This is a genomic window from Sulfuricurvum sp. IAE1, from assembly GCF_004347735.1.
GTDB lineage: Bacteria > Campylobacterota > Campylobacteria > Campylobacterales > Sulfurimonadaceae > Sulfuricurvum.
In genome coordinates, this window is record NZ_SLTI01000049.1 from 1 (window position 1) to 23,727 (window position 23,727).

General features: G+C 45.9%; 37 protein-coding genes. 26 read left to right on the top strand and 11 right to left on the bottom strand.

Annotation, left to right across the window (positions count from 1 at the left end; translation table 11 throughout):
• Window positions 1–60 precede the first annotated feature (60 nt).
• The 10 genes from E0765_RS06990 to E0765_RS07035 form a co-directional block, all read right to left on the bottom strand.
• Window positions 61–1,833 (bottom strand): hypothetical protein, encoded by a 1,773-nt coding sequence (locus E0765_RS06990; protein WP_132812513.1) that lies wholly within the window; start codon window positions 1,831–1,833, stop codon window positions 61–63.
• A gap of 121 nt (window positions 1,834–1,954) precedes the next feature.
• A complete protein-coding gene (locus tag E0765_RS06995) occupies window positions 1,955–2,374 on the bottom strand; it encodes a hypothetical protein (protein ID WP_132812514.1) in 420 nt (139 codons plus the stop codon).
• A gap of 182 nt (window positions 2,375–2,556) precedes the next feature.
• The gene (locus E0765_RS07000; RefSeq protein WP_132812515.1) at window positions 2,557–2,736 is read right to left on the bottom strand and encodes a hypothetical protein; all 180 of its coding nucleotides are present in this window, start codon (window positions 2,734–2,736) and stop codon (window positions 2,557–2,559) included.
• 75 nt (window positions 2,737–2,811) lie between these two features.
• On the bottom strand, window positions 2,812–3,144 hold the full coding sequence (locus tag E0765_RS07005; protein ID WP_132812516.1) for a hypothetical protein: 333 nt from the start codon (window positions 3,142–3,144) through the stop codon (window positions 2,812–2,814).
• A 113-nt stretch (window positions 3,145–3,257) separates the two neighbouring features.
• Window positions 3,258–3,512, bottom strand: coding sequence for a hypothetical protein (locus E0765_RS07010; protein WP_132812517.1), 255 nt, complete (start codon window positions 3,510–3,512; stop codon window positions 3,258–3,260).
• Window positions 3,502–4,494, bottom strand: a complete 993-nt coding sequence (locus E0765_RS07015; RefSeq protein WP_165921704.1) for a DNA cytosine methyltransferase — start codon at window positions 4,492–4,494, stop codon at window positions 3,502–3,504. The genes E0765_RS07010 and E0765_RS07015 overlap by 11 nt, the downstream gene beginning before the upstream one ends.
• A 48-nt stretch (window positions 4,495–4,542) precedes the next feature.
• Complete coding sequence (locus E0765_RS07020; RefSeq protein WP_132812519.1) at window positions 4,543–4,782, bottom strand: hypothetical protein; 240 nt, start codon at window positions 4,780–4,782, stop codon at window positions 4,543–4,545.
• A complete protein-coding gene (locus tag E0765_RS07025; RefSeq protein WP_132812520.1) occupies window positions 4,775–5,491 on the bottom strand; it encodes a helix-turn-helix domain-containing protein in 717 nt (238 codons plus the stop codon). The genes E0765_RS07020 and E0765_RS07025 overlap by 8 nt, the downstream gene beginning before the upstream one ends.
• The gene (locus E0765_RS07030) at window positions 5,472–5,702 is read right to left on the bottom strand and encodes a hypothetical protein (RefSeq protein ID WP_132812521.1); all 231 of its coding nucleotides are present in this window, start codon (window positions 5,700–5,702) and stop codon (window positions 5,472–5,474) included. Before E0765_RS07030 ends, E0765_RS07025 begins: the two co-directional genes overlap by 20 nt.
• Before the next feature lie 472 nt (window positions 5,703–6,174).
• Window positions 6,175–6,411, bottom strand: coding sequence for a hypothetical protein (locus E0765_RS07035; RefSeq protein ID WP_132812522.1), 237 nt, complete (start codon window positions 6,409–6,411; stop codon window positions 6,175–6,177).
• Between the two features lie 180 nt (window positions 6,412–6,591).
• Between E0765_RS07035 and E0765_RS07040 the strand changes: the two genes are divergently transcribed.
• From E0765_RS07040 to E0765_RS12575, 15 genes are all read left to right on the top strand, one after another.
• On the top strand, window positions 6,592–7,479 hold the full coding sequence (locus E0765_RS07040; protein ID WP_132812523.1) for a tyrosine-type recombinase/integrase: 888 nt from the start codon (window positions 6,592–6,594) through the stop codon (window positions 7,477–7,479).
• Between the two features lie 37 nt (window positions 7,480–7,516).
• On the top strand, window positions 7,517–8,368 hold the full coding sequence (locus tag E0765_RS07045) for a hypothetical protein (protein ID WP_132812524.1): 852 nt from the start codon (window positions 7,517–7,519) through the stop codon (window positions 8,366–8,368).
• Between the two features lie 128 nt (window positions 8,369–8,496).
• A complete protein-coding gene (locus tag E0765_RS07050) occupies window positions 8,497–9,756 on the top strand; it encodes a type IV secretory system conjugative DNA transfer family protein (protein ID WP_255417879.1) in 1,260 nt (419 codons plus the stop codon).
• Window positions 9,753–11,474: an HD domain-containing protein gene (locus tag E0765_RS07055; protein ID WP_132812526.1), complete on the top strand. Its 1,722-nt coding sequence runs from the start codon at window positions 9,753–9,755 to the stop codon at window positions 11,472–11,474. The genes E0765_RS07050 and E0765_RS07055 overlap by 4 nt, the downstream gene beginning before the upstream one ends.
• A 1-nt stretch (window position 11,475) precedes the next feature.
• Window positions 11,476–11,691: a hypothetical protein gene (locus E0765_RS07060; RefSeq protein WP_132812527.1), complete on the top strand. Its 216-nt coding sequence runs from the start codon at window positions 11,476–11,478 to the stop codon at window positions 11,689–11,691.
• A complete protein-coding gene (locus tag E0765_RS07065) occupies window positions 11,681–11,959 on the top strand; it encodes a hypothetical protein (RefSeq protein ID WP_132812528.1) in 279 nt (92 codons plus the stop codon). The genes E0765_RS07060 and E0765_RS07065 overlap by 11 nt, the downstream gene beginning before the upstream one ends.
• 766 nt (window positions 11,960–12,725) lie before the next feature.
• Entirely contained in the window at window positions 12,726–13,211 is a 486-nt protein-coding gene (locus E0765_RS07070; protein WP_132812529.1) for a hypothetical protein, read from the top strand.
• A gap of 1,160 nt (window positions 13,212–14,371) precedes the next feature.
• Window positions 14,372–14,554 (top strand): hypothetical protein, encoded by a 183-nt coding sequence (locus E0765_RS07075; protein ID WP_132812530.1) that lies wholly within the window; start codon window positions 14,372–14,374, stop codon window positions 14,552–14,554.
• Between the two features lie 9 nt (window positions 14,555–14,563).
• Window positions 14,564–15,031 (top strand): single-stranded DNA-binding protein, encoded by a 468-nt coding sequence (gene ssb, locus E0765_RS07080; protein ID WP_132812531.1) that lies wholly within the window; start codon window positions 14,564–14,566, stop codon window positions 15,029–15,031.
• A 225-nt stretch (window positions 15,032–15,256) separates the two neighbouring features.
• A complete protein-coding gene (locus tag E0765_RS07085; RefSeq protein ID WP_132812532.1) occupies window positions 15,257–16,237 on the top strand; it encodes a recombinase RecT in 981 nt (326 codons plus the stop codon).
• Between the two features lie 186 nt (window positions 16,238–16,423).
• Window positions 16,424–17,635 (top strand): PD-(D/E)XK nuclease family protein, encoded by a 1,212-nt coding sequence (locus E0765_RS07090; protein ID WP_165921705.1) that lies wholly within the window; start codon window positions 16,424–16,426, stop codon window positions 17,633–17,635.
• Window positions 17,636–17,775: 140 nt separating this feature from the next.
• Complete coding sequence (locus E0765_RS12720) at window positions 17,776–17,904, top strand: hypothetical protein (RefSeq protein WP_255417880.1); 129 nt, start codon at window positions 17,776–17,778, stop codon at window positions 17,902–17,904.
• Between the two features lie 47 nt (window positions 17,905–17,951).
• Entirely contained in the window at window positions 17,952–18,089 is a 138-nt protein-coding gene (locus tag E0765_RS12510) for a hypothetical protein (protein ID WP_165921706.1), read from the top strand.
• Entirely contained in the window at window positions 18,086–18,265 is a 180-nt protein-coding gene (locus E0765_RS07095; RefSeq protein WP_132812534.1) for a hypothetical protein, read from the top strand. Before E0765_RS12510 ends, E0765_RS07095 begins: the two co-directional genes overlap by 4 nt.
• A gap of 142 nt (window positions 18,266–18,407) precedes the next feature.
• Complete coding sequence (locus tag E0765_RS12575; protein WP_188109930.1) at window positions 18,408–19,400, top strand: hypothetical protein; 993 nt, start codon at window positions 18,408–18,410, stop codon at window positions 19,398–19,400.
• Here the strand turns inward: E0765_RS12575 and E0765_RS07105 are convergent.
• Window positions 19,397–19,585: a hypothetical protein gene (locus tag E0765_RS07105; RefSeq protein ID WP_132812535.1), complete on the bottom strand. Its 189-nt coding sequence runs from the start codon at window positions 19,583–19,585 to the stop codon at window positions 19,397–19,399. The two genes, E0765_RS12575 and E0765_RS07105, sit on opposite strands and share 4 nt — an antisense overlap.
• 52 nt (window positions 19,586–19,637) lie before the next feature.
• Here E0765_RS07105 and E0765_RS07110 point away from each other — a divergent pair, with 52 nt between their 5' ends.
• The 11 genes from E0765_RS07110 to E0765_RS07150 all read left to right on the top strand — a co-directional run bounded on the left by E0765_RS07110 (window position 19,638) and on the right by E0765_RS07150 (window position 23,622).
• Entirely contained in the window at window positions 19,638–19,910 is a 273-nt protein-coding gene (locus tag E0765_RS07110) for a hypothetical protein (protein ID WP_132812536.1), read from the top strand.
• Window positions 19,911–19,913: 3 nt separating this feature from the next.
• Window positions 19,914–20,510 (top strand): hypothetical protein, encoded by a 597-nt coding sequence (locus E0765_RS07115; RefSeq protein ID WP_132812537.1) that lies wholly within the window; start codon window positions 19,914–19,916, stop codon window positions 20,508–20,510.
• Entirely contained in the window at window positions 20,507–20,761 is a 255-nt protein-coding gene (locus E0765_RS07120) for a hypothetical protein (RefSeq protein WP_132812538.1), read from the top strand. Before E0765_RS07115 ends, E0765_RS07120 begins: the two co-directional genes overlap by 4 nt.
• 10 nt (window positions 20,762–20,771) lie before the next feature.
• Complete coding sequence (locus tag E0765_RS12515) at window positions 20,772–20,918, top strand: hypothetical protein (RefSeq protein WP_165921707.1); 147 nt, start codon at window positions 20,772–20,774, stop codon at window positions 20,916–20,918.
• 37 nt (window positions 20,919–20,955) lie between these two features.
• On the top strand, window positions 20,956–21,309 hold the full coding sequence (locus E0765_RS07125; protein ID WP_132812539.1) for a hypothetical protein: 354 nt from the start codon (window positions 20,956–20,958) through the stop codon (window positions 21,307–21,309).
• Window positions 21,306–21,683 (top strand): hypothetical protein, encoded by a 378-nt coding sequence (locus E0765_RS07130; RefSeq protein ID WP_132812540.1) that lies wholly within the window; start codon window positions 21,306–21,308, stop codon window positions 21,681–21,683. The genes E0765_RS07125 and E0765_RS07130 overlap by 4 nt, the downstream gene beginning before the upstream one ends.
• Window positions 21,680–21,829 (top strand): hypothetical protein, encoded by a 150-nt coding sequence (locus tag E0765_RS12520; protein ID WP_165921708.1) that lies wholly within the window; start codon window positions 21,680–21,682, stop codon window positions 21,827–21,829. Before E0765_RS07130 ends, E0765_RS12520 begins: the two co-directional genes overlap by 4 nt.
• Entirely contained in the window at window positions 21,826–22,041 is a 216-nt protein-coding gene (locus E0765_RS07135) for a hypothetical protein (RefSeq protein WP_132812541.1), read from the top strand. The genes E0765_RS12520 and E0765_RS07135 overlap by 4 nt, the downstream gene beginning before the upstream one ends.
• 17 nt (window positions 22,042–22,058) lie before the next feature.
• Entirely contained in the window at window positions 22,059–22,481 is a 423-nt protein-coding gene (locus tag E0765_RS07140; RefSeq protein ID WP_132812542.1) for a hypothetical protein, read from the top strand.
• A gap of 210 nt (window positions 22,482–22,691) precedes the next feature.
• Entirely contained in the window at window positions 22,692–23,372 is a 681-nt protein-coding gene (locus E0765_RS07145; RefSeq protein ID WP_132812543.1) for a hypothetical protein, read from the top strand.
• Between the two features lies 1 nt (window position 23,373).
• Window positions 23,374–23,622 (top strand): hypothetical protein, encoded by a 249-nt coding sequence (locus E0765_RS07150; RefSeq protein WP_132812544.1) that lies wholly within the window; start codon window positions 23,374–23,376, stop codon window positions 23,620–23,622.
• The last annotated feature ends 105 nt before the right edge of the window (window positions 23,623–23,727 follow it).

The window sequence follows — 23,727 nt, forward strand, 5'->3', positions numbered from 1 at the left end:
AAACGTTCCTCTGAACACTCGGATGAACCCGTCGCTTAAGGTTACGAAACGTAAAAATTGTTAGAAAAAACTGCAGAATTTAACTCCGCGCTTGACAGCCAAAGAATCACCACATGAACCAGGAGGAATAGGGGGAGGGTTCCAGCCGCCCTGGATCATTGAAAGGGTATTATCGAAAACCATTTTTGTACTGGTAATCTGATCGTTAATATTTTGAAAAAGCTCCGCAGATTCATCGACCAGCTCGGTAATAGGATTAGAGTCAAACGGGATAAAATCGGGAGTAGAAGGCAACGAATACGAAGGCATGACAGCATTAATAATCGTCGATGGGTCTTGCGCCGAAATCAAATCGGGACTGGACGAAGAAATAGGATAAGGCGACGGATCAGACGCGGAAGTAGAAATGGGAGGCGTAGAGGGGGAAACCTCCAAAGTTCCGCTTACTTTCGTAGGCGTAACAACGAGATCAGGAACGGAAAACTTGGTCGTAACCGTAGTCGTTTCACCCGTAGGAGCCAAAGAAGTCGAAGAAAGCGTACCAACACGGGTAGCTGTATTGATTCTGTACTGATCCGTAACCTGAGAACCATCGGGATAAGTACGAGCGGTGTTATAAACGACAACGGGATCAGCACCGTCATAAGTAGTCGTTTTTGTAGTAGTTTGCGGAACATGAGCGATGACAGACGGGGAAGGGGAATCAGGCATAAACTGCGAAAGATCGAAAGTCTGTTTAACGGGTTTCGTAGTGGTGCCGACTTCGGGTAAAAGGGATTCGAGTTTGGTAGCGCTAGCGGCAGCGTTAATATTATTGTAACGATCAATAATCGAATAATCGATTACGGGATCACCCGTCGTTTTTGTAGGAATAAATGCACCATCAATTTTTGAATATTCCAAATCGACAGTTATTTCGGGAGCACGGGAAGGGCCAGTACCATTAGGAGTAGTAATTTCAGGAACAGGCTTAGGAGTAATAGGAACCGTAGGAGCCGAATTACCAGCCGCAATCTGTTCAGGAGATGGCAATTTGGGAAGCCCGACGTGATAATCGGGCATATTATTTGAACCGCCGAAATAGGGGAGTTTTTGGAGCTGGGCGATCATAGCCATATTCGCCATTTTTTTAAGTGCTGGAGCCTTAAAAAAGATCGAAGCCAAAGGAATAAAATTTAGAGCAGTCGAAATAATTTCACCCGTAACATCGGCAGGGGTTCCGCACTTTGTAATCGCCGTTACTTCACCGCCTAAGACGATACCCGATCCACCAAAAAAAGACGCACCATAGCTAGTACCACCTACCTGCTGAGTCCCAATACTCATAAAAGTCCCACCAGCTTTAGAACAGCCTACGGGATCATTATCAAATGAAGATAGACCAAAATGAGGCAAACCGCAAATATTTAAATTATTAGCCGAAGTGCCAACAGGACAAGAAGAAACAACCTTTAAAGAGTATTTATCACCGTACTGATTACAGTAAGCGGGATTTGTAGGATGAACAGCCCAATACTTACCATTCCAAAAAGTTTGTGTGGCGTTAAGAGTTGTAGAACAAGTAGACCAAGTATCGGTAGGAGACTGTTCAACACAATCAGGACTCTGATTCTGAGCGAATTGAACATTTAAAGCGGGATTCGGAGAAACCGACGTATTCAAAGCGTACAAAACGCCGCAAGGATTATCACCAGCATAAAGCAAAGAGGACACGAACAAAGACGAAAACAAAAATATTTTACGCTTCGCGATACCGCGCAGATGGAGCGCGGGACGATTTTGTTTAATCCCGCTAAAGCGGACAAAATCGTTTTTATTAAAAAAAGTTTCCATGATTACACCCTGAAAAGACTAAGTAAGGCAAAATAACCCGCCAAGAAAAAACCCCAATAGACACCAAACGAAAAGAAATAGTTAAAGACTGGATCAGATGACACGACAAAAACTTCCATAATCAACCCCTATGACGTGAAATATTTAAGACCGCATAGATCAAACCGAAAGCGAAAAGAAAACCCACCAATACGCCGAAAAGAGCCATTAAAGAGTTATAGTCACGCTGATTAATGCCAAGAGAGTTCGTAACAACAGACCAGTCTATAAGATACGATTGATCCCGCAAGCGGAGAAGATCGGAAACCGTTAAACCGCTGTTCGAAACACATTCGAGGGTAGGAGTTCCAAGATCACGACAATTAAAAACTATCGACGAACTCAGAGATGAAAAGCCAAGATCGTTAAAAGTTTGCAGGGGATAGCGATGAAGTAAAAAATTAGAGGCGTTTTGTTCATAGTCGTTAAAGGTGACACCCTGAACAGTAACGGAGCCGTGCAGAAAGGCGCAAAGGGAAAGAAACAAAAGAATTTTTTTCACTTTAAACCTCCTAGCGAATCAGGGAAATGGCTTTAAAAATGCCCCAGTAAACGGCAAAGGCAACAAGAGCAGAGCCGAAAAGTAATCCAACATCGTCAGCGTAGATAACGGGAAGAAGCATTAAAATCCTTTTTGTGCTTAGGTAGGGATATTCGGGATCACTACCTAAGCCGCGAAGCGTGTTAAACGCGGATGAGTCCGATGGCTTTTTTGATAGCCCACATAACGGCAAGAGCGACGATAACCGCACCCGCAACAGTTTCGAAATCAGTCGTAGCAAGAGTAGGAGCCGTCAGCGCAGCAGAAGCCTGAGTACCCAAAAATGCAAGACCGAGAGAAAGGAAAGAAAGAACCTTTTTCATAGGAACCCCCAAATTTAATTTCGGGACTTACTCGGCGGTGATCTTAAAGGGATCGGAGCCGACGCCCGAAAAGACCTACGCCAACTTGAAGGTAGCCCCCTGATCTGGAACGAGCGAAAGCGTTACGTGCTGATTGATTTGTGCGTTGTATTTTGATACTTCGATAGGAAGAAGATCATCGGAAGTGGCGATTTGGATGAGTTGAGAACGTTTCGCATGAGAAACAATTTCGACACCGTTGACCGTTTGTTTGTTAAGATACGGAACTGTAAAGTTCAGAATGACACGAGCAGGGTAGGGATTGCCGTTATAAACTCCCCCTTTTTTAAAATCGACACCCTCGAGAGTGCCGATCATGTAAAGACCGTGAAAGTCACGGATATTCTCTTTTTTTACTTCCTGAGACATATTGACCCCTTTAAATTTGAATTTCAAGGGGCAGTTTAAAGAAAAAAAATTAAACGAAAATGTATAACAGACATTCGCGGAAGATAACAAAAGATAAAAGGATTTTACAGCATTTAACCTACCGTTTTTTTATCAGTCACAATGATAGAATCCAAAATATCAACATCATCGACAAATTTTAAAAGAGCACGTAAAAAATCGGATCGATTGTAAGAAATACCACGATCCGAATAAAAAGATTTAACAAATTCCTCACGTCGCAAAAAATCATCGTTTTCAAGATCAGATAACCTGAAACGGATATAGTTTTTTCGAGGAGAGTCAGCAACAAATGGGCGACCCAAATTAGGGAGAGAATCATTTTTCATATTGAGCCTTTTTGCGGGATAAACGTTTGCGACAAGCAGAGTCGTAAGTTTTGCGACGTCCAGTCACACTACGACCGCAACCGCAAGCACAATAATTTTGAATTGCCGGGGAGTCACATTTTTGCCTCGAGGTGCCAGAGAAAAAGCGCAGTTCATTGTCACACTTTTTATCTGCTGCCAAGTCACCATTATCGAAAGACGTCGAGTCACAATAAGTGCGTCCAGGGAAGTCACAATTATTAGCGATCGATGAGTCACAGATTTCCAAACCGGCCACGTCACGAACAGCGTTAGCGATCACACGTCCCATGACTATGGGAACACCATTCCCAACGACTTTCTTTTTTCCTCTAACGGTAAAATCGGGGAGATCAAAATCATCCTCCAATCCTTGTAGTCGACAAAGCTCGCGGAATGAACGATCATCAGAAGCCAGAGCCGCGCTTTTTAGTCCTGGACGAGTCACACCTCGAGGCCAGAAAATTTTTTTACCTTGTTTGTGACCAAACTGGATATGCCGGAGACGATATACGTCGTCGAACCAACCCTGATTTATATCGATGCGCTGATGATCATAGCCATCAATAATTACGTTAGGAGCATTTCGAACATTTTCAAAAAGATACCAGGTCGGGTCACACTCGAAAACGACTCTTTTATACTCCTCGATCATCTGGTAACCATAGTGATTATCGTCTGCCGGACGGTCACGGTTTGCGTCTGAGAACGCTTGGCAGGGAGAGCCGCCTATAATTCCGTCAAAGCGGCCAGCGATACCACGAAAGTCTCTTATGTCCTGGCCAGTCACAAGATCGCCAGCGGAGACAACAACGAAACCAGCTTCGCGAAAAGCACGATCAAGAAGGCCAATGCCTGAGAAAAGCGAAAGAATTAGAAAGCCCTGGCGAGTCACAAAAAAACCTTTCGTTTTTCCATGCAATAAGTCAAAACAAGTGAATTGCGTTTGCGAAAATACATACAACAAAGTTGTGCACTTCTTTTCATGCGATATTTAGAAAAACGTTTCAGCTTAGATTTCATCTTCATTTAAATCCCCCTGAAAAGATTTATTAAAAATCAACGTGTCTAAAGCAGAACGAATTAGAGCCGAAACCGAAACCTTTTGATATTCGGCAACTTTGACTAAATAATCATGCTGTTTCTTTGAAATTTGAAACGTGCAGATCAACTTTTCATCAATAGCGAAAGTAGGTTCAGAGCAATCCGAAACATCATCAAAAAGAGACGGCGTGTAAGAAAACTTACTCATGTGAAACTCCTTGAAATCCTAATGACTCATAAACCCCAAAGACATCAAATCCGTTAGGAAAATTGTGTACCGCAGTACGGCGGACAAATGTTTCGTAAGCATAAAGCGTTTTTTTATGACGCTTATTCTTTTCATCAAGCAAAGATGCACGAATTTGCGAACGATAGGCGAGGGGATTTTTGATGCGAGAGGATTTACACACAAAATCGAGAAAATTCTCAATGTGAGGAAAACGATGATCCGAAACATCATCAACAATCTCAGCAACAGAAAAGTTCTCTCTCTCTGTATTATTTTTTACTTCTCTCTTTTTTATTAAGTCAGGGGATTTTCCGCTGGCGGTTTTTCCGCTGGCGGTTTTTCCGCTAGCGGTTTTTCCCCTAACGGTAACCGTTGGGGGATTTTCCCCTGACGGTAACGGCTCATCAAAAAGAGTGTAAATATTCGAACCAAAATTACCGTTTTTATTAAACTGAGAACGAGTCAAATAACCGCATTTTTCGAGCTCCTTTATCGCTGATTTAACGCTGTCTTCGCCATCTTTTGACTCTTTAGAAATTCGCTCGATAGAAAAAGCCCAATTGTCAGGTTTTGAAACGAGATAAAGATAAAGTCCTTTGGCTTTGAGACTTATTTTCTCATCGTTTATAATATGATTCGGGGTTATGGTAAAATTGTTACTGTAAGATTTATGCAGACGGGCGGACATGATCGAACTCCTGTAACAAATCTTTGGCACGTTTAACAACCAACGCCGTCTTGTATCGAGCACGAGGCGAAGGTAGTTTTTTAACAATAAGTTCGAGATCGGAACGAGAAAGAAAAAAACGATCCTGAACACCTATCTGTTTAAAACGAACAACGTAATGTTTAACATCAACGTTTAAGCCAGAAAAGAAGAAATCAACCGAAACACTCATCAAAAGCCTTTAAAGCGCAACACCGGAAACAGCCTATATACGGGAATCCGTAGCCTATCCCTTTCAATATAATATATATTTAGTAAATAGAAAAACCGCATCAAACTTAGACATTCATATTGTTTTAGAAAATTAAAGAATACAAAAGTATTGAATCTAAACTTAATAGAAGTAATTAATATATAAATGTTATTGTTTTCCGGAAAGGAGAGGGGATAGAATGTCGCAGTCATGAAAGGTAAGCCTCCTTTCTTGTACTGAGTGGATACTCCCTTGCCTGGGACGACTGGGCAGGTACAGCAAAGCCGTTTGTCGAGGTTATGCCGAATCGCGATAGATGGCAATAAAAAAACATCTGGAAACTCCTTTCCTTATGTTGAGATCAAAAGGCTGGCAGGCTTTTATTGATCGCAAGTTTTATGAAAAACCATACAAACTCTCCTTGCAGGGTCAGGTTTGTGTGGTTGCTCCTCTACTTAATCTGCTTTTTCTTCGGTGTAAATCCCATTAAAAATAAAATGCGACCATCGCTAAGTGATTCTGTCAAAAGACGGCGAACTACATCATTTCGGGTAATTCCATACCGTTCACGAAGCATTTTATCATCGGCGTGTATCTTGCCTATTTCCTGCTCCGTCATGAGAAGCCCTATGCGAAACTTTCGCCGCGCCTCTTTTTTTTGACTTTTTGTTGATTTTTCCACTTTCATAGGGGCACTTATTTTTTAATGATTTAAGAATACGACGCTATTTTATTGAATTTATCTTTATTGTTTTTTAAAAATCAAGCTATTCTAAATAATTCCTGTTTATTTTTCCTCCATTTTCACAACTAAAAAGAAAGTTATTACTGCTAAAATCATGCCCATTTCTTAAACTGGAAATATTTTATGAAAAACCTTTTTGATTCACATATTTATACATTTGGAGATCTACTTGAAAATTATCAGATTCATTTGCCGGTAAGGCTGTCAATTAAAACAGCGGAGACATATTTCTGCTGCGTTGAAAACGTGCTGAAAAAATTCAATCTGTTAAATGAGGACCTTATTCATTACCATTCAGATCTCAAGCTAAAACACCATCTTGAAGCTTACATGAACGAGTTGACGGATTATTCGATCAATTATCGAAATTTGAATATTGCGGTACTGAATGATTTTTGTCGCTTTGCTTGTAGAACTTTCAAAATTTTCTGCGATGTCAAGCTTCGACATATTCGAAAAATCCGACCTCTTCCGAAGGCAATGCCCGTAAAAAAGTTGCTGCCTAAAATAAACGAACTCATCTCTAGCAGAGATTCCTGGATCGACTTTAGAGACGCGGCGCTTATCTATCTCCTGTATGGCACAGGGATGCGTATTTCCGAAGCACTTTTCGTGGATACATCTGATTTTATTGGAGAAGGGATGTTGTTGGTGAGAAATGGGAAAAACGCAAAAGAGAGAATTGTCTATTACCCAAAGGATACATGGAGGATCATCCAGGAATATCGCGATCAGTGCCCATTTGAAACAACAAAGGTGTTGTGGAGATCGAAAGACGGGCGGCGTTTATCACGCTCCAGTGCGAGTCTCCAAATCAAAAAGAAAATCGGGTGCAGCCCACATGTTCTGCGTCATTCGTTCGCAACCCATTTACACTCGAACGGGTGCGACATCTTTGTTCTCTCGGAGCTGCTTGGCCACTTTTCTTTGGCAAATACTCAAATCTACACAAAAATAAAGCGTAAAGAACTCCAAAAATGTGTTTTAAATCATCACCCGTTGGCGGTGTAGGCGTTATACATATTTGCAGAATTAAAAGGAGCGCATTATGTCTAATGGATGGTCAAATGATTTTTCCGATATTAACAACCTGAATAAGACACTCGGGGGAAATTCTCAAGCCGATAAAAACCAAAAAAAGGATGACGGTCGTTTCATTGATATCTTCTATCCACACAATCATACGGCACGGATAGAACAGCTTTTTGTGATGGAGACAACATCAAAAGACCCATTGCCAAAAAACCTTGTGACCGCCAGTGAGCGCAACGAATTTATAGAAATTGGGTTTCGCTATGGCTTCAAAGAGGGGGCTATCATGGTACTGCTGTTTTTGGTGTTCGTCATTGTTCAATTCGCAACAACAATGAAGGTTCCGTCGCAAGACACTTCGGCTATTACAAACGGACTGCTGCTGTCGTCTTTGGTGTCCTTGGCGTATGGTGTTGCGTATTCGATCCATATTACGAAATATGACGTTGGCATCCTGACGTCAAAAACGATCAACTCGCTCCTTGCCGGACGCTTTGCTGTCGTTGCGATTATCATGCTCTCCGTTGGCTGGGCACTCTGGGCACTCCAAACCTATGTCTATTCCGATCCTTCCGCCATTCTCAAATGGGCGGTTGCTGTTGTGCCTTCAAAAGAAGGGGGTGGATATGATATAGCCGCGACTGGTTTTTCGTTTGTCATGATACCGTTCGGCGGCTCATTCCCGGTTACGGAATGGTCTGTGGCATATTCGCTGACCGTGCTTATCCCGGAGCTTTTTTCATCATGGTGGCTGTTGTCTATCATCGCTATGGTTTCGGTAATTGCACCGATTGTTATTGCGGCTATTCATAAAAAAACCTCTTCTATTTCAGAAGGGCGTGCTCAAACCGAGCTTGACAACTATTGATTGGATCATTGGTAATGGAATGCAGACTCAAGCGCTTGTTTAGCAAGGAAAAAGAGCCATACACCCTTATTGGGAAAGGCTTCGCATTGTCGGATACGGGAAAGCGCCATCTTCACGAGATTCGATTTATGGACAAATACCGCAGTGGCCATCTGTTTGTTTTTGCCACCACGCAAGTCGGAAAGACGAGGTTGGTAGAATGGATGGCCGAACAGGACATCAAAAAAGGGAAAAATGTCGTAATCATCGACCCAAAGGTTGACTGGGCCCTCTTTTCAAAAATCTATCAGTCGTGTCTTCAGTCCGGGAGAGAGGAAGATCTTATGCTGCTGTCGCCAATCTTTCCGCAGTATTCCATCAAAATCAACCCGCTGTCGCACTTTTACATGCCCGAAGAGCCGATCAGTCATATTATGGCCGGTGTGCCTACCGACGACGAATTCTTTTACAACGTAGCCCTTGACGCAACAACCTTTATTGTACGTTGCACGCTGATGCTCAAACGGTTCAAAAAGGATTATTCGCCATTGCGCTTCGAGGACATTGCGAGCAAAGCATCATACAAAGGGATCACCGAGCTAAAAGAGAGCATTCTTGGGCTTGATGACCCGGAACAGCCAAAACTAAAAGTCCTTGGAGAACAAATCCTTGAATCGCCGCAGGATTACTTCTCGAAGGTCACAAACACGCTGAGAACCACACTGACACAGATGACGATCGGATCGATATCCACCATCATTGGTAGCGCAGAAAAAAACGAATTCATCGATCGGATCGAGAGGGGCAAGGGGGTGGTATTGTACGTTCAGACCGGATCGATGCTGACCAAAAAAACGGCCGATATTCTGGGCAAGGTTGTTGTGTCCATGATCCAGTCCGTGTCGGGGCGATTTTACGCTTCGGGGTTAAAGTTCAAACACCCTCTATGCCTCTACATCGATGAGATGAGCAACTGTGTTTATAGGGGCATTGAGGACGCATTCAACAAAGGAGGCTCGTCCGGGCTGTGCATCACCGGCTTGACGCAGAGTATGGCCGACATTATCACGGAGATCGGTGAAGATCGGGCCAGAAAATTGTTTGACAACACCAACACAAAAATCTTTGGCCGGATGAACGATATAGGGAGCGCCAAGATTGTTACCGACTTCGGTGGAGTAATGAATCGCCACGCATCGATGTTTAATTCCGATGGAAACATCGTCGCCAGAGAGGTGGAAGAATCCGTTATCAAGCTCGAAGAGCCGATTCGCCTCAAGCAGCGGGAAATCTATTATTTCGGCTTTGAGGGGCAATTTGTAGGGAAGATAGCGCCGGTCGAGTCGAGCGAGATTATGGTCAAACCTCCAAAAATCATCAAAGGGTTTGATGAGGAGGTTGGGTCGTGAAAAAATCCCCCGTCAAGTCTTTCATTCAGGATGTTGGCGTGTTGGTGCTCGGGGCATCCTCCCTATTTGTTTTTGCCGGTGCGTTCATCGTCTATTCTGAAACAGGGTCGTTTTATTTTGACTGGGAAACAGTAAAGTACAGCATTGTTGACAACATCCCAGTGCTCCTGTTCGCGCTACTTTTGATGGCTGTTGCCCTGTTTGCCGTGGTGAACTATTTCCTGTGGGCTATGGCGCAACGAAAAAACTGCCAGATTCAGTATGTTGACCTGGCGCAGATTGCGCCTATCTGGCTCGAATACAATGAAGTAGAAAACAATATCCGCGAAAAAATCACCGCCGAAACTGCTCAAACCGAAGGTGACAAGGGGCAGGAAAGGGTATTGACCAATGTGCTGGCCACCCGCGCCTTGGAGTTTGAAACCCAGAGGGTGCGCGATTTTGTCAAGAACATCCTGATACCGAATGCGGATAAATTCGATGAATACGAGACAGGCATGATGTTTGACCTTTTACGCATGCTTGAATCGAACCGCGACCTCACCAGTGTTGCAACCCTTTGTCCGAAAGATCCTGAGCGTCAGATGTATAGCGACAAGGCGGCTACGCTCGATGGAAAGACAATGTATGAAATTCTCGGGGAATTCACCCTTCTTGACCATACGATCCGGGTGGCTGAGATTATGGTCGCTATGCACGAAAAGAATACTGACCGCCTCACGGTTGGACCGTTGTTTAGCCGCGTGGTGATCACCGCTATTTCGCACGACATCGGGAAAATCATTGTTAAAAATTCAACTCTCCGCATTACGGGAGAAATGTATCACAAGACGCCTCATGAGCACATCAGCGTCATGATGCTTCAGGAGATGTACCCGGAATACAAGCACTCCAAAAGTGTCGCCGATGCCATCCGTAGCCATCACCTTGGAAAGGTTGAGGGTACGCTTCCGCAACTCTTGAAAGATGCCGATAAAAAGGCGAGGGAAGTAGAGTTTGGCGAGTGGCGCATTCGAAATAAAAACGCAGTAGCTTCAAATGCGCAAACAACATCAACATCGGTTGAAAATGAGGCAAAAGTCGAACCGATAACGGCAGAGCAATCGGCTCCTGAGACGGTCCCGTTTGAAGACTTTGGTGAAGCTGCCGCTGCTGAACATGCAGAACTTTCGGGCCCTGAAGAGCCCATAAGCACACATTCTGCCGAGAGTCGTCCAAAGAAGAAGCAAACAAAAGATGACGCAGTTGTTGCAGCGCCCAAAGATGATGAACCCGACTTTGACTATCTTGAGGCGAAGGGTGAGGCTTTGGTACGAGAGCTTCACGGCGGGATTAATAATATCGCCGCGGGCACTGCGTTTAATAGACAAAAAATACTTGGCGTTTCATTCGGAGACATGGTTATTTTTGAATATATCTTTTTCAAAAATGCTATCGAAAAAACAATAGGGCGACGGATCGACAACAAGGTTTTCTCAAATATCGTCGATCAGCTCAAGGCCGCCGGGGTTGTCAAACTGATCGATACGGAAAAGGGCTTCTTTGTGTCGCGATTTATTCTTGAATTCCCAACGCGGAAAGATGAAGGGAATTTCATCCCGGTGTCGGGCGAATTCTTTGGTCTATCCGCAGATGAGCTTGAAGAATCAAAGCGGCTTAACCCGGTTTTGAGGGGGGTAAACGTAAGACCCTATAAAAATTCCGAGAAGGCAAACTGATATGAAAAATAATAGCCAGAAAATTATTGAGATCAAAGACGATTCAGGAATGAAGGTGGCAACCGTCACGATTGAGACGCCTGATGGCTACGGCGTCAAGGAGTTTGCCAAATTCCACCACACCATAATAAAAAAAGTTCGCAGAAGATTGTTGGAGATTGCGATAGACAACGAACTTGACAAACTTGGCGAAGGAGGGAAGGGCGATGGCAAATGAGAAGAAAGCGATCATCAATACCTATGAAGCGCAGCTTGCTTACGACGTTCTCCTGAGAACTGAAAAGATATTTCGATTCCTACGCATGAATTCAGGCCCGATTATTGATCCCGAGCGGGCGCTCATGTGGCAGAAGCGATACGAAGAGCTTGCGATCGCAAACGCAGAGTTCCTCGAAGAACTAGCAATGGATATTGGGAGACCTGAACTTTATTCGGATTCAAAATATCTAACGGCAACAAAAAACAAGTTGCTTCAAAAGCCTTGACATTGCTGTGAATTTTTTATAGAATTTTCACATGTCATTATCCTATAAGGATTGAAGAGGTTTTTCAGAGCTTGCCCCAAAGCAAGCCAATAAACGATTTTTCCGCCGAAAAATTGTTGTCCCCGTCGATTGCAAGACACAGTGGATCTGGAACGACCTGGCGCGACCTCATGCCGACATCATGGAAAGGGCGTCTTAAAGAATGGCTATGAGTTGCGGCGGCAGCGTATATTTCGGTCAACTGGCCGAGTTGAAACCCCTTAAATTGCGGGGAAGTCCTGCCAAGGATACGGTAGGAAAACGCTTTTGAAAAAAAGCGATGTAGGGATACTCTACCCTAAAAATCCGTATCATAGGGATAACCCGCAGCCGAGGGCCTACGTTATGAAGATATGGTGGAGACCGCAGAGGTCTTTGAAAGAGTTGGTAGCTCCGCCTCTAAAGTTTCCCCCATGTCTTCACAATACGGCCCAGGTTCAGAGACTAATAAATCCAAGCTGCTTCTACGACTTAACAATCATTATTCCGTTTTTCAATCATTGTCGCATTTTATTCAGAGTATCCACCTGGATGGGAGGCAAACCGGCGACGTCGCTGTGATTGTTATTCGTATTGGCCGCTTGGTATAGGGCGCAAGCCACTATCTCCATCCCCTTATCTTTATCTCCCTCTTTTGCAACTTCAAACACGTCTTTTTTAGTTGACACACCACATCGGTCTGTCCTTTTAAGCCATTACACGAATAAATACCTACAAGGAGCACATCATGGCAGAAACAGTAGAAAAAGCGCAAAACCAAAAGGGCCCTGCGCCGAAGCAGAAGCTTTCCCCGAAAGAGCGCTACGAGCAGCGTCAGGAAGGAAAGCGTAGAGTGGTAGAGAACAATCCGAATGCGATCGTATTCGTTCCGGAATCACCAGTTGCACGGCGCTTGACAAATGCAATCCAGCTCATCGATTCAGCGGACGCAATCATGCGCTCGCAGGCTGGGTTGGAAGTAGAATTCAAAGATTTTGAAGAACATCTCAAAGAGTTCCACGCTATCTCGACAGTCCTTGAAGAAAAAGGGAAAGCGATGCTCGCTTTGATTGCAAAAAACGATAAAGTCCAGACGCGCTTTATCCGCAACCGCTTTGTTCGCGGTGTGGTCGAAGATATGCGCAAAGAGATCAAAAAAGCCGCAGCAACCGGATCGGCAAAACCGGAAGCGGCACCAGCAAAAGAGGGAGAGCCAGCGACCACAAAGAAATGAGTGGTCCCTGGTTGATAGGGGATCGGCGATAAAACGGCGCTCGAAAAATGGGGCGCACGATCGTACAACCGATCGCGTGAAGATATAGTCCGCTCTGCACGGAGACGTGCAGCAGTTCACCTTTTTAAGGCACATACCTTTCCGAACACATGGTATTTCAACCAAAGGAGGGAGTATGTCAACAAAAACCCTTTATAGTCACACTATTGCATTGGTTAGTCAAAAAGGTCATCGCGTCTTCTAAATGGAGAAGCGAGCCGCCGCCCTTTAGGGGGTGGTCCTAACGTCTTCGATGCGGCGGTATGTGTCTTGAAGAGGTGAACGCTCATGATCTGGCGATTCATGGGGAACATAAAGGAAAAGCAATTTTATCGATCATCTTTTCCCGTAGGGGTAGTTCAATACCCCTCACGGGCTCCGTATTGCACTACTAAGGGAAGCAAAATCTACAAGATCGAGTTACCTGAATGCGAGATCGCTTTATGGAGCAAAAAAATGTTAATATATTTGACAATACAGTTTTTTAGAATAGTCTATGGATGGGCGAGAAATCGCAATGGACGCTTTGTGCGGATTATCGGTGACATTGCTTACGCAATGGGTATTGGTATAGCAGGAAACGGCCTGTATAACTGGTTGACAAACCAGCCATTCACAATTTTCGCTATCTTTGTGGGAGTCTTGGGTATAATCTTCGGATCAATACTTAAAAGATAACTACGAAAAATTAATATAAAGGAGAAGCTATGTCAGTCCTCATTGCAAAGATCGTCATTGGCGGTTTTATTGCTTTTGCAGGTATTCTTGCCATTGGAAAGCTTATTGCTGAACATGACGAGAAGAAAGGGCATTGCGACCTATCATAAAAGCGCGGTGATTTGCGCTTCAAAATAAATAAAGAGGGCTGAGACGTCCTCCGGAATCAAATAATACCCATCGCGCTGATGCGCCGGTTCTTCGGAACTGCCTCGAAAGAGGGATGGGTTTTTCTCGTTCTACACTAATGTTACTCCCGAAAAGGGGATCTGAAATATGTATCTCCTTTAGGGATACCTCTATTTATTCAGCTCCTTTTTTCGGAAGTAATAACCTTCAAGTCTGTTAAATACCAAACCAAGCCCAACGTCTCACAGGCGCGTTGGCAAAAGGAGCTACCACTCATGTTAAATCAAGCTATTGACTGCCGCACAGGCTATGTTGCACCAGTTAAGAACGTTCGCGTTTCAAATAAAGTTGGTCAAGTGAGCAATCACTCAAACCTTATTAGTTTCGCGGCATACGCGATGATTGTTACTGCTGTTGTTCTTGTTGTGTACAAAGCAATGGCTGTAGCGGCTCAGTAAGGAAACCCTATGTATAACAAAATCATCCTGGTTGGAAATCTTACCCGCGATATCGAACTTCGCTATTCGCAAAACGGTTCCGCGATTGCCAATACGGCTATCGCTACCAGTCGCCGCTTCACGGTGAACGGAGAGAAGAAAGAGGAGACGTGTTTCGTCGATATCACTTTCTTTGGCCGTTCCGGTGAGGTCGCCAACCAATACCTTCGAAAAGGATCAAAAATCCTCGTTGAGGGTCGGCTTCACTTTGAACAGTGGACCGATCAACAATCCGGGCAAAAGCGCTCCAAACACTCCGTCATTGTAGAAAGTATGCAAATGCTCGATACACGACAGGGTGGCGGCGATCAAGGCTATGAAGAACAGGGCGGGTATTCTGCTCCTGCATCTTCTGCGCCACGAACGCCGCAAAAAGTGCCGATGCCTGAAAGCAACCTCCCGGAGGTTGACATCAGCGAGGAGGATATACCCTTTTAGAAAAAACCGTTCAACCGGTTTTTGGCCCCACGCATAAATGCTGGTTTCCGGCACTAAGCTGGGGCTTTTTTTCGTTTTAACCATCTACTATTTACACCCACAAAGGGAGTTCCAATCTCCCTTGCGGGTGTATTGTGCAGCTCCTTTTGTGGATGCAAATCCAAACTCGATGCCACAAAATTCAAAATCCTCACGGCACTCGTTTTAGAGGTAAAGGAGTTACCAATGGAAAATACACAAGTTGCTGTTACAGCTCAATCTACACAAGTTCAAAACCAAACAATCGTTCAGTCACCATTCAGCGCCGCTGCGCTTACACAAGAGCAGATGGCAATCATCAAGAACCAGATTGCTCCGGGTATCTCGGACAATGACTTGATGTACTGTCTGGAGATCGCCAAACAGGCTCAACTCAATCCGATCATCAAGGAAATCTACTTTGTCCCGCGTAAAGCGCAAATTAATGGTCAATGGGTTGAGAAGCATGAGCCGATGGTGGGACGAAAAGGTGCGCGCGCCATTGCTCGTCGCAAAGGAATGAAAGTTCCACCCAACACGGGTACGACGATCAAAAAAATCCCCGTTCTGAAAAACGGAGCGTGGGAAGAGGAGCGTGATCTTGTAGGATGGGCAGAAATGACCATTGATGGAGTGACGGTCCGGAAGGAAGCCGCTTACTCCGTCTATAAGCAGACCACAAAAGACGGAAGCGTCACAAAATTCTGGAAGGACATGCCAACCGTGATGGTTGAAAAGGTAGCCGAATTTCAGCTCCTTGATGCCATTTACGGGCTCGATGGCGTGATGTCAATCGATGCCGGCGTTCTGGATGTGGAAGCGGAAGGCAGCAATGCCCAGCGCCCGCAGCCAACAACGGTCAATATGACATCAACCCCCGGCGGGCTGATGGAAAAAGTTGCAGCGGCGAAAGCCGAGGCAGCCAATCCTGAACCCGTCGCTGAAGTTGTGCCAGAACCAGAAGCGTCGCAATTTAAAGACCTCGCAGAGCTCGGCATTGCGCTGAGTGAGCTTGGTCTTGAAATGACAACCAAAGAGCACGGCGGAAAAACCTACGCTTTGATCTCTGGCGGAAACATTGGCGGTCTGGAGGAAACTCTGGCCGGATACGGTTTTGCCAAAGGGAAAAAAGAGTGGGGAATGGAGGTGACCGATCTGGTTGCAGCCGAAGCCGGTACGCTTTTCTAAATCTTCGATCCCGCATCTGCGGGGTCTTTCTTCTGTCGCATTTGCTTCCCAAAAGGGGATATATCCTATCCCCTGCGGGGAGTGGTGTGTCCTTTCTTTTGGGAGTCAAATCCAATCTTCGCGCAAAGATTTCAAGGTTAGTCCGCCATGCGTACAAAAATTCAATCGGACTGAAAGGATATGCCAATGCGTATGTCAAACCTAAAAGAAGTTATCGCCACTTCAGGCCATCACCCGCTCCATACGGTTTGGGGGATGATCGAGCAGGCGGCGAATAACCACATCACAATCCGCCCAAGCGGGATCGTCGAGTTTCTTGACAACCCGTTCTCCTGGGCAACAAAACAGATCGTCGGCGTACTCTCGCCTTCATCGGAAGCTACTGTCCTTGGTACTGCGGTTCATGCTGCGGCTGAGTTTGGCTATCGTTGCATACTTGACAATCAGGGCTTGCCTTCGGTTGAAGAGTGTGCGGTTGCAATCGATGAGTCGTTGAAAAACGAATATGTCTGGCTTGAAAACCCAACGATGACAATTGAACAAATGACCACCGAGGCGATCCGCCTTTTTACGGTCTATCATACAGAAGTTATGCCATTTGCCAACCCTGTCGCAGCAGAAGAGCGATTTGTGCTTGAAGCATGGGATGGGATTCAATTGGCCGGAACCACCGACCGCATCGAGCGCAGAGCCGACGGCACACTTGCGATCACCGACATCAAAACTTCCGCCAAGAATCTTTCGGGCGAGAAGGTCGAGGGTAGCGATGAGCTCAAGGCCATGCGCCAGAAACTCAAAGAGCTGAACAAGCTCTCAGAGCGCCATGCGCCACAATACAATGACCTCAAGGAGGCGGGCAAGGTTGTCAAAGAGATCCAGCGCAAGCTCGGATTGAAAAAGACGACCGAAGAGGAAAAAGCAATGCTTCAGGTTGATCTTGAAGAAGCCGAAACCTCCCTGGTCGAACTCCAAGGGGAAGTTGATAAATGGCTCGAAGGGGTGCAGGAAGAAAGAGATCAGCTTCAGACTGAGATCGATCGGATCGCGCCAGACATCGAGAAGCGTCAGTATGAGGCTGATTGTTTGGCAGCAATGCACAAGCATGGTCTTCAGCTCGCTTCGTATGCGTTTCTTTACGAGGCTGCAACCGGAAATACTATTGACTGGGGACGCATCGAGGTCATCATCAAGTATGACCCGACCCCGGTTGTTAAAATCCTAGAATTCCCGCTTCACATCTACAAGCGTGAGTGTGCGATGGCAGTCGATCTTATGGTCGAGGCTATTCAGGCCCTCAGAGCCGGCACGCCTGCGCGTCTGTTGTTCCGCATGAATCCTGAAACTTTCAGAGGTTCGGAATTGACAGAGATGGTCCGGGAAATTGTAATGGCTTCGTGAATTGTTTGATGAAGAGATGGTGAGAGATTGCTGTCTCGGCCGGATTTTTTGTTGGTGCGTTTAAACCTTCAGGAAGTCCAGCGTCAGACGTTCATCGAAAGTATAACACAAAAGCATCATGCAATGAAAGAGAGCTACCAATGACAGGATACGAATACTACATGGAAAACCGTGACGAATGCGACGCTGAACTGATTGTTGCAAAACAGTTGGACGAAGTGTTGGAATACGACGCGGATTTCATTTACAACAACCAGTTGCCGTTCTAACGGTTAGTCGCAAGACTTTTTATACACACAAAAGTAAGGAGCTACCAATGTTTACCTACACATACGAATCTGATAAAGAAATCTGGGCTGAGTTGCTCGAAGAGCTTAAAAAAGACCTCAAAGGGGTTGAGATCATCAAAAAAGGCAAAGGGCGCCTGTTTATCAACAGACGGAGAGTTGCATGAGAGGGAAAGTCAGACAAAAACTGATGGACGCGATCGGCGGCTGGGAACCAATGCCAACCTTTGACGGCGTATGGCTTCGAACGGCAACACGGCTTCCATTTGGAATCTGGTTTGCAACAAACTCAAAAGGTGCGCTGGAAATCAATTTTCGGGCGTCCATTCTCTTTACGATCTAAAGGAGCTACCAATGTATTTTCAAAACGTTCTTTTCGGCCAGTCCGAAATCGTCTTCAACCAAGTCGCCAACGATGAGCAATCATCAGAGGATCCAACCCCGATTCATCCGAATCAGGGAACACTATTCTAAGGAGGTGTGCAATGAAATCAACGCGGGAAGAAGCCGCGAGTGCGCTTATATCGCTCGGTTATCGGGTGAGTCGCTCGTGGCATTTTGCCGCACGCGATGAGCGCACCCCTTCGGCCTACATTAATCCGGATGGCAGCATCCATGACTTCGGATGCGGTTTCCACGGCGACCTTGCGGATTTTCTCGGTGAATACCGGGGGATGTCCAAAAAGGATTCGCTTGACGAGGCCCGCCGTCTTCTTGGGCTGCCCATCACAATCAACTTCTCTGACTATGAAAAACCAACCGATAAAAAGGAAGGATTCATCAAAGAGGAGTGGATCAAGGGCTTCGAGCGGGAGAGAAAGGGGCGGTATGGCCGTTTTCTGTATCTTCTCAACGAAGCTCTTCCGGCGTTATCAAGACCTCAACAGGTTGAGATAGCGAAAAAGTATCAAATAGGGTACTCGGAGAAAGCGGATCGCCTGATCATGCCAATCCGGGACGAGAGCGGCAACGCTGTCACTCTATGGAAGTACAACAAGCACCCAAGAGAATACTTTGATCAGCAAAAAGGGGAGATGGTTACGCCTGCGAAGGTGAAATTTACCTCTGGCCGCGATCGATGCCCGTTCAATCTCAAAGACCTGAAAGGGTACGGTGAGGACAAGAACGGATGGGTTTTGTTATGTGAAGGCGAGAAGGACTGCCTGAACGCTCTCGGAAGAGGGTATCGGGCGGTGACTCTCGGTAGTGCAAGTGCAAAACTTGACGACGAACACCTCCATCTATTTGAAGGCCTGAAAATCGTGATTGTTTACGATTACGACAAGGCCGGATTTGAAGGGGTGCATGGACGACAACCGAAAAACGGGGATTTTATTCCCGGCATCAAAGCCAGACTCGAAGGAGTAGCCGCCGAGGTGAAAGTTTGGGATTGGGAACTTTTAGCCCTCCAGCAGGGCTTTGAACTTCAAAAAGGCTTCGATTTTACTGACTGGCTCTGCCTTCAGAACGAAGCCTAAAAAATCTTCCTTAAAACCCGCATAACTCTTTCATTTCCACGAATCGAATCCCGGTAATACCAAATCGTAAAAGCGCCAGATACGCCAAGTGCGGTGATGGTTGCGGATTGGTAGTCGCCGATCAGGATATAGACGAGCGGGGCAATGAGCAGTGCGGAAAATAGGAGTTGTATTTCTCGTTTCATTCCGAGAAGTATAGCCAACAAATAAAAAATCACAAAGTCAGGAGCTACCACTATGACAAACGTAAAATTCAATACATCCATCGCGGATGTCACAAAAGCAATAGTCTTGGGAATCGTTGTCCCCTTCATCATCTTCACAACATCAGGGCTTGCATGGATGTATGCCTATATGGTACTCGGGGCGATGTTCTACAACTTCGTTCTTAGAGAATCAACACCAGCGGCATACTTGCTCATCATCGAAGCGATCGCCGTCGTAGGTTTCTACGCGGTACTCGCTCTTATCCTTTTCATGAGTGCGGCTTTGGCTGCATTCGGGGGGTGAGAGATGAAGCGCTTCGCATACCGCATCGACACTGACGAAAATCCAGAATCTCCGCGCGAATGGGACAATCTCGGCACTTTGTGCATTGCATCCCGTCGCTGGGATTTTGGCGAAGTTCAGTTGGCCCACGACGCCGACTCTATCGAAGAAGCATTCAGATGGCATCTTGCCGAGAATGATTTGACGATGGATCAGGTGATCTGGCTGCCCGTTTACGGATACAGCCACAGCGGGCTGACCATCAACACAACAGGCTTTTCATGCCCTTGGGACAGCGGACAGCTTGGATACATCTATGTGTCCAAGAAAGACGCACTCAAGGAGTATGGAGGCCAGCGTGTCGGTAAAACTCTTGCAGAGAAGGTTGAAAAATACCTTCGAGGTGAAATCGAGACAATGGATCAGTATCTCACAGGGGATGTCTACGGATATCGCATCTATGAATATGTAGGCGATGAAGAAGATTTCCAAGATGAAGACCTCTCGACCCACTCGTGGGAGGAGATCGATTCGTGCTGGGGATACTATGGCGAAAAATACTGCGAAGACGAAGCGAAAGCGATCGTTGACCGCCTCAACAATGGGGAGGTCGCAGCATGAGCCAGACTCAGCTTCTTCAATACTTCCAGCTGTGGCTCGCCAGACATGGCGCAGCCAACGCGACAATCAAAAAAGCAAAAGGGATACTCAAGGCGGCGGTGCAAGGTGGTGAGGTTATTCTCAACACGTCAACCAAGGCTTTGACGTATGCGTTTAAGGACATTGTTCTTGATGGCGGAACCTACCGTGTCGAACAATCAATCAAATCGCTCGGCCACCTTCCGGTTGGTCAGAGTGCATACGCCGCATAAGGAGGCCGACATGGTACGAATCGGACAGTACACGATCTTCCCCTACAAGGAGAAGAGGGTAGTCTATTTCGCCGTCATGCGCGGCCGGAACGTCGTCAGGGCTGGATTTTCCAGTCCTGAAGAGGCGGCAAATCATATTAACAGTTGCCTCATCTGAGGTTAGTGAAATTCACTTTTTGAAATAGGAGCTACCAATGCAATTCAAACTAAACGACAACACAGAGTACAGAGCGTGTCCATCAATTTTGGAAATGGACCATCAGGATGTTTTAACGCTGATTAAGCAGTTTGAACAAACAAAAAATCGTCTTGACGGGATCATTGATGTGCAATACGTTGCCATTCATCCTTCGGTTTCATACGAGCTTAAATACTTCGATGAAGAGGATGCTGAAAACGATCAGGGGTGCGAGAATGAAAATTTCCGATTCTGGTTGAATATCGGCTCCATCCAGTATGTTGGTACATACGAAGACGGGGAAGAGATTTGGTGTGACATCGCCGACTTTGATGGACAAGAATGGAAATACTGCGGAGGTGAAAGATGAAAACCTACGTAGTAATCGATTATCGCGGTCGCCCATGCGATCGCTATATGGCAAACAATAAAGTTGAAGCGAAACAGCGCTTCCGTCAGGGCGGTTATGCGGATAATCTGCACGACAACTACACCCTGGTCGAGGCGGATCTGTTTTTCATGTCCCGTATCCTTTCAGGGCTCGGCGTTGCAATCGTCAAACCCATGCCAGCAGGCAAGGACGGCGACGGCAATAAAACCAAGCGCTGGGAATGTGCAAAAGATGGCCGTCAGGTTGTCTGTGAGCTGTATCAGGACGATTTTCTCGATGTTTACTTCGGGGACGTTCCATACGGCGAAGGCTCGCTCTTCAGCGATTGGGCTGATTTGGGAGGTGCGGCATGAAGACGTTTTTCATTCTCGACTGGAAACGCCGGATCGTAAAAGAATTTCAGGCATCGAGCATCAAGGAAGCGGCGAAAGTTTTCTGGAGCCGTGGCTATGCCAACCACCCATTCGGTGAATACCGTCTGGCTGGAGGTATCCAATGAGCGAGATCCTGATCCTGACACTTCAAATCGGTGAAACCTGCCACCCTACGGGGAGGGCGGATGAAACCGTAACACTTCAGGCGAATGCGGAGTATCCCTATTATCTCATGGATAAGCACGGGTATGAGTACGCGTTCGACACCGCACAAAACTGCATCTCTTGGATGAAAGGCAATCGCGCCGGAATCGAAGAGGGAATCAACTTTATCTAATAATAAAGAGGGCTACCATGAAAACAAAAGAATTCGACGATCTGTATCGTCTCATAAAAAACCCGCTGATTCCGGCAAATCTGGAACAGCATATCTACAAAGTTGCCAGACGGCTTTCCGCTTCCGACGACCAACCGTATGACGGTGGGTATTGGGTCAGCGAAAAAATCGGGGATGGCTGGTTTTTCAGCCTCAACGAAGAGCGCCGCTGGCGAGTTGAGAATCCAAATAACTTCTCCGACGTTCACATCGGCTCAAAAGCATTCAGCCTTGCGGTCTTCTTGATCGCCTTGTCTGAATTCTCCATCTACCTTTACCAAAAGGGCTTGATGGGTGCGTTGAGCGATGAGCTGGCTGAACTCCACGGCAATGCCTTATCTCTTGCGTCCGAGGTTTTGACCGAAGATGATTATCGCGCATTCTGCGCGGTGGTGGATTGAGGCTTTCCATGAGAGTATATAGCACAATGCATTTTGCCGAACGCCTGCCCCGTGGATTCGATATGAGCGTAATAGTTCAATTGATCAATGTGGCACTGCAAAACCCTGGGCGAAAACACTTTACCGAGACCAACGGACGCTCAACCATCTGTGCAGTAAGGAAAGGGGATACTCTTCGCCTGAAAACCGGATGGGTGGGGAATAGAAAACATGAAAAAGTTGCCGCTTGACGGTCAAATTACAAAAAAGAAAACACAAAAGGGAGCTACCATGAAAACTATCAATAAAATCGAATTGAGTGCCATTTTGGCTGGACTACGCCTACTCCAAACTCACGGGTATCCCGTTGAGTATGAGGTTGAAGGTGAAATGACCGTTGATGAGATCGACGAGCTCTGCGAAGCGATCAACTGCGGACCGTTTTCGTCATTGCCTTTGAAAGAAGAAGAGGTTGAAATCTGGCAATTGGTTTCTGACACACAATACGGTACAAATTGCGATTTGTACACATCTGAAGACGAAGCTAAAAATGCTTTCATTACAACCGTTATGGAATATAGCGGTATGCTTGAAAATCTCGGTGACAATACCGACCCAACCTATGATGAGGCGTTGGCAGCCTGGGAACAATACACTGAAGAGTGTGCATCAAACCTCGACACAGTTTTTGTTGATGTGCAGACGGTAAAATTTGCCGTCTCAGATGCTCCATCGACTTGCCCCCATTGCGGCTCAGAGGATGTCAAATATGACGACATCCATATTGAAAATTCCCGCGCCTATCAGGATTGCTGGTGTGGATGTGGTGCTACATGGAATGAGGCTTATGCTTTCAGTGAAGTTGTAGCCCTCAATACAAGCAGCTGCACTAAGACTTGTGGGGCGGTGTGACATGGGTACAAAAAAAACACAAAACAAAATTGCCACATTCCGTTCAGTATGGGATGGCGACGTGGTAATAGAATCTTCATGTCGGGTTAATCTTTCAACCGGAAGAGTAATCGACATCGAAACTGTTGACGTTGACGATCTCGATCTTGAAGTCTTGGAATTACAAGAAGTTGAGCTTGCTGATGGTCGGCGTTTCGAAGTAGCCGAAGACGATGATGGGTATGCTATCAACATCATTAAGGAGAAATGAGATGTCGCACGTTAACGAAAAGTGCGAAAGATGTTACAGTGGTCAGATTACGGAGCTTTCTGAATCGATCAAGAGCCTGCAATAGGTTAGCTGCTCCACCCGGAG

Coding starts and splice junctions, on each gene's coding strand:
- E0765_RS06990 (WP_132812513.1), bottom strand. CDS start 1,833: ATGGAAACTTTTTTTAATAAAAACGATTTTGTCCGCTTTAGCGGGATT.
- E0765_RS07000 (WP_132812515.1), bottom strand. CDS start 2,736: ATGAAAAAGGTTCTTTCTTTCCTTTCTCTCGGTCTTGCATTTTTGGGT.
- E0765_RS07005 (WP_132812516.1), bottom strand. CDS start 3,144: ATGTCTCAGGAAGTAAAAAAAGAGAATATCCGTGACTTTCACGGTCTT.
- E0765_RS07010 (WP_132812517.1), bottom strand. CDS start 3,512: ATGAAAAATGATTCTCTCCCTAATTTGGGTCGCCCATTTGTTGCTGAC.
- E0765_RS07020 (WP_132812519.1), bottom strand. CDS start 4,782: ATGAGTAAGTTTTCTTACACGCCGTCTCTTTTTGATGATGTTTCGGAT.
- E0765_RS07025 (WP_132812520.1), bottom strand. CDS start 5,491: ATGTCCGCCCGTCTGCATAAATCTTACAGTAACAATTTTACCATAACC.
- E0765_RS07030 (WP_132812521.1), bottom strand. CDS start 5,702: ATGAGTGTTTCGGTTGATTTCTTCTTTTCTGGCTTAAACGTTGATGTT.
- E0765_RS07035 (WP_132812522.1), bottom strand. CDS start 6,411: ATGAAAGTGGAAAAATCAACAAAAAGTCAAAAAAAAGAGGCGCGGCGA.
- E0765_RS07040 (WP_132812523.1), top strand. CDS start 6,592: ATGAAAAACCTTTTTGATTCACATATTTATACATTTGGAGATCTACTT.
- E0765_RS07045 (WP_132812524.1), top strand. CDS start 7,517: ATGTCTAATGGATGGTCAAATGATTTTTCCGATATTAACAACCTGAAT.
- E0765_RS07050 (WP_255417879.1), top strand. CDS start 8,497: ATGGACAAATACCGCAGTGGCCATCTGTTTGTTTTTGCCACCACGCAA.
- E0765_RS07060 (WP_132812527.1), top strand. CDS start 11,476: ATGAAAAATAATAGCCAGAAAATTATTGAGATCAAAGACGATTCAGGA.
- E0765_RS07065 (WP_132812528.1), top strand. CDS start 11,681: ATGGCAAATGAGAAGAAAGCGATCATCAATACCTATGAAGCGCAGCTT.
- E0765_RS07070 (WP_132812529.1), top strand. CDS start 12,726: ATGGCAGAAACAGTAGAAAAAGCGCAAAACCAAAAGGGCCCTGCGCCG.
- E0765_RS07075 (WP_132812530.1), top strand. CDS start 14,372: ATGTTAAATCAAGCTATTGACTGCCGCACAGGCTATGTTGCACCAGTT.
- ssb (WP_132812531.1), top strand. CDS start 14,564: ATGTATAACAAAATCATCCTGGTTGGAAATCTTACCCGCGATATCGAA.
- E0765_RS07085 (WP_132812532.1), top strand. CDS start 15,257: ATGGAAAATACACAAGTTGCTGTTACAGCTCAATCTACACAAGTTCAA.
- E0765_RS07090 (WP_165921705.1), top strand. CDS start 16,424: ATGCGTATGTCAAACCTAAAAGAAGTTATCGCCACTTCAGGCCATCAC.
- E0765_RS12720 (WP_255417880.1), top strand. CDS start 17,776: ATGACAGGATACGAATACTACATGGAAAACCGTGACGAATGCGACGCT.
- E0765_RS12510 (WP_165921706.1), top strand. CDS start 17,952: ATGTTTACCTACACATACGAATCTGATAAAGAAATCTGGGCTGAGTTG.
- E0765_RS07095 (WP_132812534.1), top strand. CDS start 18,086: ATGAGAGGGAAAGTCAGACAAAAACTGATGGACGCGATCGGCGGCTGG.
- E0765_RS12575 (WP_188109930.1), top strand. CDS start 18,408: ATGAAATCAACGCGGGAAGAAGCCGCGAGTGCGCTTATATCGCTCGGT.
- E0765_RS07105 (WP_132812535.1), bottom strand. CDS start 19,585: ATGAAACGAGAAATACAACTCCTATTTTCCGCACTGCTCATTGCCCCG.
- E0765_RS07110 (WP_132812536.1), top strand. CDS start 19,638: ATGACAAACGTAAAATTCAATACATCCATCGCGGATGTCACAAAAGCA.
- E0765_RS07115 (WP_132812537.1), top strand. CDS start 19,914: ATGAAGCGCTTCGCATACCGCATCGACACTGACGAAAATCCAGAATCT.
- E0765_RS07120 (WP_132812538.1), top strand. CDS start 20,507: ATGAGCCAGACTCAGCTTCTTCAATACTTCCAGCTGTGGCTCGCCAGA.
- E0765_RS12515 (WP_165921707.1), top strand. CDS start 20,772: ATGGTACGAATCGGACAGTACACGATCTTCCCCTACAAGGAGAAGAGG.
- E0765_RS07125 (WP_132812539.1), top strand. CDS start 20,956: ATGCAATTCAAACTAAACGACAACACAGAGTACAGAGCGTGTCCATCA.
- E0765_RS07130 (WP_132812540.1), top strand. CDS start 21,306: ATGAAAACCTACGTAGTAATCGATTATCGCGGTCGCCCATGCGATCGC.
- E0765_RS12520 (WP_165921708.1), top strand. CDS start 21,680: ATGAAGACGTTTTTCATTCTCGACTGGAAACGCCGGATCGTAAAAGAA.
- E0765_RS07135 (WP_132812541.1), top strand. CDS start 21,826: ATGAGCGAGATCCTGATCCTGACACTTCAAATCGGTGAAACCTGCCAC.
- E0765_RS07140 (WP_132812542.1), top strand. CDS start 22,059: ATGAAAACAAAAGAATTCGACGATCTGTATCGTCTCATAAAAAACCCG.
- E0765_RS07145 (WP_132812543.1), top strand. CDS start 22,692: ATGAAAAAGTTGCCGCTTGACGGTCAAATTACAAAAAAGAAAACACAA.
- E0765_RS07150 (WP_132812544.1), top strand. CDS start 23,374: ATGGGTACAAAAAAAACACAAAACAAAATTGCCACATTCCGTTCAGTA.